The following is a 10,525-nucleotide window of genomic DNA, read 5'->3' as shown; positions in this document are numbered from 1 at the left end:
GAAATGGACTCAATCCGTCGCAGCCAAGGCAAGCCCACTTTTAGTACCTGGCGAACTTTATTCACGTCAAATCCGTGATTCTGCCAACTTTTCGGAAACCAGGGTTCATCCCGCCCGACGAGTAACTGTCCAGCTAACAGCAACATAGCCATTCCAAAGGGAACCGAATAGCCTGGAGCCGGGATGGGTAAGGCGGACGGAAACGACAGCAGCACAAATAGAAAACCGAAGGTGCGCTCACCTGCGAGGGCGAGGAGGTCACTGAGAGTGACTTTGACGCGATCGTTGGGAAGTTGGTTGTTCGGGAAATTTGAGGGGGTAGCAATCAGTTCGCCAGCTTCAGATTGCTGCAAATGATTATTTTCAAAGAAAAGTTTCTCGAGTTCGCGGGAAAGGGTAGCCATAGAGATTCTGGGGCAGAGGATGGGGTGTAATGACAAAGAGCCTAGATATGCTATACAAATTTACATGGTTTGGGCAGGAACTGACTTAACCAATGTATAATATTTCTTGCGAACCTTGATTTGCAAGGATTTTAATGACGAGATTTCGTTGATCACTCCTTGACAAGGAAAGTCCCGTAAGGATCGTTGTCTGTTTTTACTCATGATTAAGCAAGCGAAAATACTTCCTTCAGTTGTCTATTTTCTGGAGATTATTGGAGATCGCCCCTTAAAAAACATCAAATTATTTGAGAATATTTGTTGTTGAGTGAGATAGCGATCGCCCCCTGTAAACTTGAGAAGATAATTGTTGAGGCGATTCTCCAGGGGAGAGGCTTCTGCAAAGGCAGACGCTACGCGAACGCCAACGCGTTGACCTTTGGAAAGAAGGCTTCCAGTAAAACTAAGAATTGTGCCAAGCCTCTAATCGATCGAGTTGTTGAGATTGAGTTTCTAGGCGAGTGACGAGGCGATCGCAGACCAGTTCACATAGATTAAATATGATCGGATCGGCAATTTTGTAATACACGCTCACCCCCGACGGGTGGCGGGAAACAATTCCTGCTTGGGTGAGTATTTTTAGATGTTTGGAGACATTTGCCTGTCCTAAGTCAGTTGCAGTCATGATTTCAGTTACATTTTTAGAACCCGATTTAAGACAACACAACAACTGAAGGCGGCTTGCCTCAGATAGTACTTTGAAATAGTCGGCAACTTGTTCTAAGGCTTGAGGGACAACTTCGGGCATTGAAATAAGAAATATTTTTGGATAAGCAATATTACTATATAGTGATATAATAAAGCAATAGTTGTTATTAATAAACTCTATGACTGCACAAATAAATCTATTTCAACTCGCCGAAATCGAAGCTTTTGAGCTTAATCAAAAACTGAATTTGCAGCAAGTCATCCTGCTGGATGTTCGAGAATCAGGTGAATATGCCAGCGAATATATTGCGGGTTCCATTTCCATGCCCCTCTCAGGTTTCGATCCATCTCAAGTCGTCCAAATGGGCGATCGCCCGTTAGTTCTTTGCTGTCAATCGGGAATGCGTTCTTCGCAAGCGGCTGAAAAGCTAAGGGAATATGGATTGACAAATGTGATGCAACTCAAGGGTGGTTTATCCAGTTGGAAAGCGTCAGGCTTCAAGACACAGATAGATCGCAGCGCACCGATCAGTTTGTTTCGACAAGTTCAAATCATGGCTGGTTCCCTTGTCGCTATCGGGACGGGATTGGGCGTACTTGTATCGCCTTGGTTTTTACTTTTAAGTGGATTTGTGGGATGTGGGCTAGTATTTGCGGGTATTAGCAATACCTGTGCTATGGGAATGCTCTTGGCAAAACTTCCTTATAACCAAAGAAATTAAAGATTATGAAACCAATTCGGATTTTTTATTTCTCAGATGTTCTTTGCGTCTGGGCTTACATAACTCAAATTCGCATAGAAGAACTCAAGACTGCTTTCCCCGACGATATTGAAATCGACTATCATTTCGTGCCTGTGTTTGGCAATGCTCACGAGAAGTTAGAGAATGGATGGCGCGATCGCGGTGGTTTGGCTGGCTATAGTAATCATGTCAAAGAAATAGGGCGTAAGTTTGAGCATATTACCGTGCATCCTGATATTTGGACTCATGATATTCCTGCTTCTTCCATATCATCCCATCTATTTTTACACGCTTTACACTTACTGGAAGTGAAGGGATTAGTTCCGAAATCGGACAGAGTATTAGAAAGAACGGCTTGGGCTTTCCGCGAAGCATTTTTTACTCAACTTGCCAATGTCAGCGATCGCAAGGTGCAATTGACGATCGCTGAACGCTTGAAGTTACCCATCAATGACATTAAAGCTACGATCGACAGTGGTGAAGCCTACGCTCAACTAGCCAAAGATGCTGAATTAGTCAAAGAACATAATGTCACAGTCAGCCCGACCCTGATTTTTAATGAAGGAAGACAAAAACTCAACGGCAATGTTGGTTATCGGGTGATCGAGGCAAATATTCGGGAATTGCTTAATAATCCACCTGATGAGCAGTCTTGGTGTTAGCTATAGTCTATATCAAAACCCAAAAAGCGTTGGCATCATCAGTATTGGCTATATATTCAATGCCATCATTTATTGAGTAAGGTTTTTGAGTTTTTAAATGAGCAAATACTAGCAAACGTTTAATAAAATCTTGGAATAGAGGAGACGGGCCTCGCGATGGATTTTACACTGATGACATCCAAAATGGAGTATATTTTCTTCGTGTAAATAATCTTAAAAATCATACAATTGACATAGATGATGTTAAGTATATTACTAGATACGTCCATGATAATACATTAAAAAGAGCGCAGGTTACTGCTGGATATCTAGTTTTTTCAATCAGTGGAACTAAAGAAAATCTTGGTACAGTTTCGATAATTCCCAACAATATTTTAGAAGCCAATCTAAACTCAGCATTGGTTAGATTAGAATTAAATTGGTCAATTATAGATAAAAGATATTTTTGCTATATGTTTGACTTGAATACAACGAGAATTCAAATCAATTTTATTGGTAAAGGTGCTGCTCAGAATAACCTCAATAATGAAGAAATTTCACAAATTCATATATTTATACCTTCAATTAGTGAGCAGGAGAAAATAGTAAATTATTTAGATGAAGCTCATTTAAAGAAAAAACAAAAGGAGACAGAGGCACAGCGATCGCTCGAAAGCATAGACGATTATCTTCTAAGTGAGTTAGGCATTCATTTACCAGAGCCAGAAGAAAACACTATTCAAAATCGAATTTTTTATCGAAGTATAAAAATGATTTCTGGAGATAGAATAGACCCTTATGCTTACAAAAATATTGTCTTGGAAACTTTAAAGAATATTAAAGAATATAAATATGAAAATCGGACGCTCAGACAAATCACAAAACCTGTTATTAATGGCTTTGACTATCGAGATTTTTGTGATTCAGGAAGAGTTTATTTGCGAGTCTCTAACATAAGAAAAGATGAATTTAGTTTGGAAGATGTAAGATTCATTCCAGAATTTCTAATTGAGAAAGATATTGCACTTATTGAAGGCGATCTATTACTGACTAGAAAAGGGAGCTATGGCATTTCTGTTGTAGTTGACAAATCTATTTTACACGCAGTAATTAGTTCCGAGATATTTAGATTGAGATTTCTAAATTTAGGTAAAATAAATCCTTATTTTATTTCTGCATATCTCAATTCAAAGATAGGGCAAATATATTTTGACAGAATAAAAACAGGTGCAATTATGGGGCATATAAGCCAAGATGTACTTCAACATACACCGATAATTGTGCCGCCAATTGAGAAACAAATTGAAATTGTTGATCGCATTACTACAATTCGCGATCGTGCTAAACAACTCCGACAAGAAGGCGTAGCAGAATTAGAGAAAGCAAAGCAAGAAGTTGAGGCGATGATTTTGGGTATTGAATAGGCTGGCAAGTTTCACAAAGTTTTACGATGAGGATTGCTTAGGAATTTGGGAAAGGCGATTTCCTTGCTTTTTGAGATTTCGTGAACTATTTGTCAAGCAAAGCGATCACAGGTTTTGTTAGAGATTGAGAGATATTGCGATCGCAGAATAATCTGATTTTGAGTATCAAATCATGACTACTGCTACCGATTTTAACGATTACTACGCCATTTTAGGGCGTGCCGTTCGGTGAGTTTTTGATGAGAATGGTTCAGCATTGTCAACTGGATAATTGCATTCGACGCATTCCCCACCAAGCAACCCCAAACTCGGCAATCCCTAAGATCAGCATGGCAATGATCAGATACCAAGTGCCAAACCAACCTGAACCCCGCACGAAAACATCACGGCACAATTCGATATAGTACCGTACTGGTACTAAGTAAGCTGCAACAGAAAACGGAAACGGCACACTATTGAGGGGAAACAAAAAACCTGCCAGGAGAAATGCTGTTAAGACTTTAATTGTGCCGATCGCCTGGACAGCCGCACTCTGTGTTGTGGTAAAAATACCAATAATTAACCCTAGTTGTACCCCAGCTAACAAAAATACGAGTGTGCCGATCGCCAACGGGATAGGATCGCCAATAAAGCGGACACCAAATAACAAAAATCCAACTATAAATAGAATTACTGCTTCTCCCAATCCCACCAGCATATATGCAAGGGATTTGCCCATTAATAGTTCAAAGGCGCTCAAGCTAGATGCGTAAAGTTGTAGAATAGTTCCTTGCTCCTTTTCCCGCACTAGAGCGATCGCAATTAGCAAGGGTGGGAAAATAGCTAGAATCACCCCATAACTCCCCGGCACAATAAACAACGATTCCTGTCGTCCAGGATTGAACCAGAGTCTGACTTGGGAAACCACCCCCAACATCTCAGATAGTTTACCTAAATGATTTTGTACAGCAGAAAGCGTTGTTCCGTCTACAGCAAGCTGTGTCACCCGTGCGTTAATCACATCGCTACCATCGACTACAACCTCTATTTCCCCCGTTCTCCCTGCGTCTACGTCAGCAGCAAAACCCACGGGAATTGTTACTTGTACTTGAGCCGTACCGCGATCGAGGGCATCGGGAAACCTTGCACCCTGCCACTTTGCGGGAACAAATAAATTGGTTGCATAAAGTTGTTCAATATAACTGCGACTGAGGGTGCTTTGATCCAAATCGCGCACGACGAGAGGAATGTTTTTTGCTTCCAGGCGAATGGCAAAGCCAATAATTAATAAGGCAATTACCGGGAGAATGAAGGCAAGGGCAACACCTAAGCGATCGCGTCCAAATTGCTCTAACTCTTTAAAAAACTGATTGCGAATTCGTCGTATAATCATAATGGCGCACCTCCTGCCCGTTGCACTTCACCGATAAAGGCATCTTCCAGGGAGAAGGGAATGGGTTCAATTCCAGCTAGGGATAGATGGGCAGTTTGCAGAGATGATTTGATTTTTGGTAGTTCAGTATCGGGATGATCTAAAACGACGTGGAGGCGATCGCCAAAAATTGATACGCGCCAGGGTTCGAGATATCCGCGCAGCAAATCATAACTATTTTGCAACTCTCCCACTTGCAACTCAAATAATTTACCCGGTTGCATCGCCTTAATCTCACTGGCTGAACCTTCCGCCACCTTGCGACCTGCTACCATAAAACACATCCGGTTACATTGTTCAGCTTCATTCATGTAATGGGTTGTCACCAGAATTGCTGTACCATTCCGGGCAAAGTCGTTGATTAACTGCCAAAATTGCTGTCTTGCAAGTACATCTACCCCAGATGTCGGTTCATCTAAAAATAAAATCTCCGGTTCGTGCATCACCGATGCGCCAAAAGCCACCCGTTGTTTCCAACCGCCGGGAAGTTGTCGAGTTAGTAAATGTTCTTGTCCTTCCAAACCGCAAATCGCCAACACCCACCGAATTTTTTCCTGTTGCTGTCGGGCTGGAATGCCGTAAACGCCGCTATAAAAGTGCAAATTTTCTAGAATGCTGAGGTCATCGTAAAGGGTGAATTTCTGACTCATGTAACCAATACGCTGTCTGAGGGAGGCACTACGAAGATTTCCGCGTTCTCCAGCCAGGGACATCTCACCAGAACTGATTGGTAATAGTCCACAAAGCATTTTGATGGCGGTGGTTTTTCCGGCTCCATTGGCACCGAGTAACCCGTACACTTCACCATAGTGAATATCGAGATCGAGATCGACTACAGCATGAAATGAACCAAAAACACGATTGAGATGATGGGCAGAAATGGCAGGTTGTGGGTTTTTTCCATCGGAAGTGGTTGCAGCAAACTGGCGGGTGCGGGGAAAGGGAATTGATTTGGGGATCGAGCCTTTACGACGCAGGAGGGCAATGAAAACGTTTTCTAAGGTTGGGGGTGCAGATTGAATACTATCACCTGGATGTTGCGTTAAGCGTTCGCGCACGAAGGCTTCTCCCTGCTGGGCATCTTTCACCAGAACTTCCAGATGATCCCCTAAGGTTGACACATCTGCAATCTGTCCATCGGGGTCAATCAGGGGCAATAGTACTTGTTCCGCTTTGACGAGATCAAGGGTGCGAATTACCAGACGACTGAGGTGTAAATCTGCTTTCAATGCTGCCGGAGAACCCACTTGCTGAATTTGTCCGTTGTCTATGAGTGCGACGCGATCGCATCGTTCTGCTTCATCCAAATCTGGCGTTGCTACAACCACGGTAATTCCCTGCGCCGTCAACCCCGCCAAAATATCCCAAAACTCGCGGCGGGCAATGGTATCAACTCCAGTGGTTGGCTCATCTAACAATAGCACTTGTGGCTCTGCAACCAATGCACAGCACAGGGCTAACTTCTGCTTCATCCCACCTGAAAGCTGACCCGCAAGGCGATCGCGAAATTGCCCTAATTGCATCAGGTTAAGATATTTTGTCCGTCGCCCTTCCAATTGATCTTCTGGTACTAACCGCAGTCCAGCACTGTAATGAATATTTTCATCAACACTCAAATCTGGATAGAGAGAGAATTGCTGAGTCAGATACCCAGCATGGTTACGGGCATCTCTGGCAGGTAATCCCAAGATTTGCGCTGTTCCCGCCGTTGCTTCCATCACACCTCCCAGAATGTTGAAAGCTGTAGTTTTTCCCGCACCATCGGGACCAATCAGCCCAAACAATTCACCGAGATGAATTTCTAGATCGATTCCTTGAATGGCGATGGTTTTGCCATAGTGTTTGTACAGCTTCTGGATGCGAATCGTCACATCATCCAACATCGGGGAAGGTGCGATATGCCTATTCTCGAATTTATTTACTGAGTGTCGAATCACATATTTGTTCCCTTTTAATTCAGATAATTTACTGAGAGTAGATATTTGGAGTGCGATCGCTGCGGCGGGCGTAGACATCGCTCCCGATTTATCAGTGCAACTCCTATATCAGAATGACTGCAAGATGTTTCATTCTTCGGGTTATTTGATTGATTACGATACAAAAAAGAATAATCATCTCAAATTTGAATAGGCACATCAAAATAGATGCACCGTTTATCAAAATTCTTTTGATGGTATAAAAATCTTACTCCTTCGTGAAATACGTTCATTGTTCCGAATAAGACAACACATAACTACTTATTGTGACACCGCGAGAACAAATCCTCAATTTTGTTTAAATTTTTGTCACAAATTCAAACAAAGTTTCCTCATTTTATACATTTAAAACCTTTGCCAAAACCTAATTTCAAGCACCGATTTGTCATACTAAAAAGTAAAGTTTCAGGACTTTTCGCTGATATTAATTCTGATTAATTAACAGCATCTTCTGTATTTAACGATGTTCTGTTAGACTCAGATAAACGAAACAAAATCACACCTTTAAAAAATACTCGGTACTGTCTTCAGGAATTATCACAATGAACTTAATAGATCGCCAAGATACGGCTTTTCTGAAATTTATAGGGAAACTACCACCCGAAGAGAATTACATCCCAGTTCAATCTTTAAATCGGGGAGCATGGTATTGGGTCGATAAAAATACCCCTTACCTGCAAATTATTTCGCCAGAACCACACCCGTGGGGTCAGGATTGGGTAATTTCACCTGTCGTAGATAGGGGAATTAAAGACCTCGTTGAAGAACCTCCATTAAGTGTGAGTTTGAAACTTTTCTCTCCTCCCCCATTAGACAAGGCTATCTCAGTGGAAATAACTCTGCAGATCGAATACGGTAAGTTTGTCCACACGCAAGAGAAACTCTACTACTTTGTAACATTTAGTTGTCAGGGTGATGACTCTTTAGCAGAACATGAAAACCCACTGAGTGAGTGGGTGACATATTTGTTCTATCCGAAGGCGAAAAAATGAGAATGTAATATCGTTGATACAGCGATCGCCAGCCTTTTTCTAATGTTTCAACACAATCCGATATCGAGCTTGTCCTTGTGCCAAATGCGCCATTGCTTGATTCACTTGACTGAAAGCAAAGGTTTCTATCACAGGTTCAATGCTATGACGAGCCGCGAAATCGAGCATTCTAGCGGTTGTTGTCGGACTACCAATCGCAGAGCCAGATAAGGATTTTTGCCCAAAGATTAAGGAGAAAGCATTGACTTGAATTGGATTTGGTACGACTCCAACAAAGTGTAATCGTCCTTTGGGACGCAGCGTCTTAATATACATTTCCCAATCGATATCTGCATTTATGGTGGAGAGAATAAAATCAAACGAGTTAGTAAGTCTCTCAATCGCTTTAGTATCACGAGAGTTAACAAAGTGGGTAGCTCCTAATTTACGGGCTTCAGATTCTTTGTCAGGATTCGTTGAAAAAGCAGTGACATCGCATCCCCAAGCTCGCAAAAATTGTAGTGCCAGATGTCCAAGACCACCAATGCCAATCACAGCAACTCGGTCAGTTGGTTTCACATCAAACTGAATAATGGGATTAAACACGGTAATGCCACCGCAGAACAACGGACCTACTTTAGCTGGATCGATTCCTTCTGGCAAAGGAGTCACCCATTCTTGATGCGATCGCACCTTGTCAGCAAAGCCTCCATAGCGACCGACAATAGTTTGCTCTGCCGTTAGACACAAGTTGTGATTGCCGGACATACACCACTCGCAGTGCATACAAGAATGGGAAAACCAACCTAATCCAACTCGCTGACCTATTTCAAGGGTTGTCACATGATCACCAACTGCTGCAATGCTTCCCATAACTTCATGACCTGGTACGAGGGGGTATTTAGTAATACCCCAATCATTCTTTAACATACTTAGGTCGCTGTAGCAAATCCCGCAATACTCGACATTGATTTCTACTTCTTCGTCTTTCAATATCCCTGGATCGTATTCAAGTGGCTCCAGCATTCCGCCTGCTGTTTGCGCTGCATAAGCGTTAATCATGTGTGTATCCTCCTTTAGTACTGGAGTTTAGACTAAAATATTTAATGTTAAGAACACTTGCATAACTACTCAACCCCAGTTATGTTCCAAGCGGTTAGCTATTAGCTGTACTCTACGAGAAGGCTTACACCTATAGCCAAAAGCTAATAAAATAGAGCCTAATAGCCATTTAAAACGTTCAATTGTTAACCGTTTTTGGTTTATTCTCTGGAAGAAAAGAGGGTTTGCCAATCTTGTACAAAGGATGCTGGAACTGATAGATTAATGGTTTCACCACCAACGATAGGCAGCGTCAAGCTGAGGGGAATTTCTGGCTGCAACTGCGGTAATAATGGCTGAATATCATACTCTCCTACATTCGAGTCAGGAGCAGATAAATCAGTAAAAATAATGCTGGAGTTATCATTAGCAGCGAGTGTTTTACCCATTGAATCAGCCAACAATAAGGGTTTACTGCGGTCGATTTCTACCACACCAGGGAAACCAACTAAACGTAATTCAAAACTACTTTTACCATTAGGAGAAACACGTTTAAATGCGATCGCCTGCCAGATATTTCCGTGCTGATCTTTCAAGGTTTGTCTAGATTGGTACACCATTTGTCCTGGGGCTTCTTCTAATTGACGAATGGTAGCTCTCACTGGTGCGATCGCCATATTAATAGTCAAAGTCCAGACTAGCATTCCGAGTATGAGTGTTGCTCCAATGAAACGAGAAATTGATTTCATTTTTATTCCTCTCTAAATATATGTAAATCATATCATCATTAATTGACGACTTTTTAAAGTGCCTTTTGAATTGCTTTTGATTCCTACTCCTAAGACGAACTGAATAGTCGTTTTACAATTAGGCTTGGATTAACATCAGGGATTTCCAAGAAATAAATTATCCAATCTTGTGGGTTAGGCAACATGAATGCCCCACAAGAAATAGTCAATGGTTGGATATTTTTTGCTCTGAATTAACAACTCTGGTCTCTATTGTTATGACAGACTGTTGATTGATTTCCTGATTGAATTGATTAACTACGATATAAAACTTAGGAAAAACAGTTTTTTAATAAAACTCTAGATAAATTTTCAAGTCAATACTCTAGGGAACCACTAGATGATCTCCCATCTTTTTTTATAACATTTATCTTGGCAGGCGATCGCATTTAAACGTGTTTCTCCTAATGGTAAAAGTAGTTTTGAATTACGTTTAGTT

General features: G+C 41.7%; 10 protein-coding genes. 4 read left to right on the top strand and 6 right to left on the bottom strand.

Annotated features, from left to right (window positions below):
• Positions 1-404, bottom strand: a 404-nt coding sequence (locus CK510_RS19090; RefSeq protein WP_143289350.1) for an exopolysaccharide biosynthesis protein, incomplete at its 3' end; no start/stop codon positions are given.
• Between the two features lie 442 nt (positions 405-846).
• A complete protein-coding gene (locus CK510_RS19085; RefSeq protein WP_095723217.1) occupies positions 847-1,191 on the bottom strand; it encodes an ArsR/SmtB family transcription factor in 345 nt (114 codons plus the stop codon).
• Between the two features lie 79 nt (positions 1,192-1,270).
• Between CK510_RS19085 and CK510_RS19080 the strand changes: the two genes are divergently transcribed.
• The 3 genes from CK510_RS19080 (at position 1,271) to CK510_RS19070 (ending at position 3,899) form a co-directional block, all read left to right on the top strand.
• Positions 1,271-1,813, top strand: a complete 543-nt coding sequence (locus CK510_RS19080; protein ID WP_095723216.1) for a rhodanese-like domain-containing protein — start codon at positions 1,271-1,273, stop codon at positions 1,811-1,813.
• Positions 1,814-1,818: 5 nt separating this feature from the next.
• Positions 1,819-2,496 carry a DsbA family oxidoreductase gene (locus tag CK510_RS19075; RefSeq protein ID WP_095723215.1) on the top strand — a complete coding sequence of 226 codons (678 nt, stop codon included), beginning with the start codon at positions 1,819-1,821 and terminating at the stop codon, positions 2,494-2,496.
• Between the two features lie 122 nt (positions 2,497-2,618).
• Positions 2,619-3,899 (top strand): restriction endonuclease subunit S, encoded by a 1,281-nt coding sequence (locus tag CK510_RS19070; RefSeq protein ID WP_342745982.1) that lies wholly within the window; start codon positions 2,619-2,621, stop codon positions 3,897-3,899.
• A 259-nt stretch (positions 3,900-4,158) separates the two neighbouring features.
• Here the strand turns inward: CK510_RS19070 and CK510_RS19065 are convergent, their stop codons facing one another.
• Both CK510_RS19065 and CK510_RS19060 read right to left on the bottom strand, forming a co-directional pair.
• Positions 4,159-5,271, bottom strand: a complete 1,113-nt coding sequence (locus tag CK510_RS19065) for an ABC transporter permease (protein ID WP_095723213.1) — start codon at positions 5,269-5,271, stop codon at positions 4,159-4,161.
• Complete coding sequence (locus CK510_RS19060; protein WP_095723212.1) at positions 5,268-7,193, bottom strand: ATP-binding cassette domain-containing protein; 1,926 nt, start codon at positions 7,191-7,193, stop codon at positions 5,268-5,270. Before CK510_RS19060 ends, CK510_RS19065 begins: the two co-directional genes overlap by 4 nt.
• A 635-nt stretch (positions 7,194-7,828) precedes the next feature.
• On the opposite strand from CK510_RS19060, the gene CK510_RS19055 reads away from it, so the two are divergent.
• A complete protein-coding gene (locus CK510_RS19055) occupies positions 7,829-8,278 on the top strand; it encodes a hypothetical protein (RefSeq protein ID WP_095723211.1) in 450 nt (149 codons plus the stop codon).
• Positions 8,279-8,317: 39 nt separating this feature from the next.
• Here the strand turns inward: CK510_RS19055 and ahr are convergent, their stop codons facing one another.
• Positions 8,318-9,319, bottom strand: a complete 1,002-nt coding sequence (ahr, locus tag CK510_RS19050) for an NADPH-dependent aldehyde reductase Ahr (RefSeq protein ID WP_095723210.1) — start codon at positions 9,317-9,319, stop codon at positions 8,318-8,320.
• A 200-nt stretch (positions 9,320-9,519) separates the two neighbouring features.
• Complete coding sequence (locus CK510_RS19045) at positions 9,520-10,047, bottom strand: DUF3122 domain-containing protein (protein WP_095723209.1); 528 nt, start codon at positions 10,045-10,047, stop codon at positions 9,520-9,522.
• Positions 10,048-10,525 lie beyond the last annotated feature (478 nt).

This window comes from Brunnivagina elsteri CCALA 953, from assembly GCF_002289455.1.
Lineage (GTDB): Bacteria > Cyanobacteriota > Cyanobacteriia > Cyanobacteriales > Nostocaceae > Brunnivagina > Brunnivagina elsteri.
The sequence above is the reverse complement of the archived record's forward strand: the minus strand, read 5'-3'. Positions and strand labels throughout refer to the sequence as shown.

Coding starts and splice junctions, on each gene's coding strand:
- CK510_RS19085 (WP_095723217.1), bottom strand. CDS start 1,191: ATGCCCGAAGTTGTCCCTCAAGCCTTAGAACAAGTTGCCGACTATTTC.
- CK510_RS19080 (WP_095723216.1), top strand. CDS start 1,271: ATGACTGCACAAATAAATCTATTTCAACTCGCCGAAATCGAAGCTTTT.
- CK510_RS19075 (WP_095723215.1), top strand. CDS start 1,819: ATGAAACCAATTCGGATTTTTTATTTCTCAGATGTTCTTTGCGTCTGG.
- CK510_RS19065 (WP_095723213.1), bottom strand. CDS start 5,271: ATGATTATACGACGAATTCGCAATCAGTTTTTTAAAGAGTTAGAGCAA.
- CK510_RS19060 (WP_095723212.1), bottom strand. CDS start 7,193: ATGTTGGATGATGTGACGATTCGCATCCAGAAGCTGTACAAACACTAT.
- CK510_RS19055 (WP_095723211.1), top strand. CDS start 7,829: ATGAACTTAATAGATCGCCAAGATACGGCTTTTCTGAAATTTATAGGG.
- ahr (WP_095723210.1), bottom strand. CDS start 9,319: ATGATTAACGCTTATGCAGCGCAAACAGCAGGCGGAATGCTGGAGCCA.
- CK510_RS19045 (WP_095723209.1), bottom strand. CDS start 10,047: ATGAAATCAATTTCTCGTTTCATTGGAGCAACACTCATACTCGGAATG.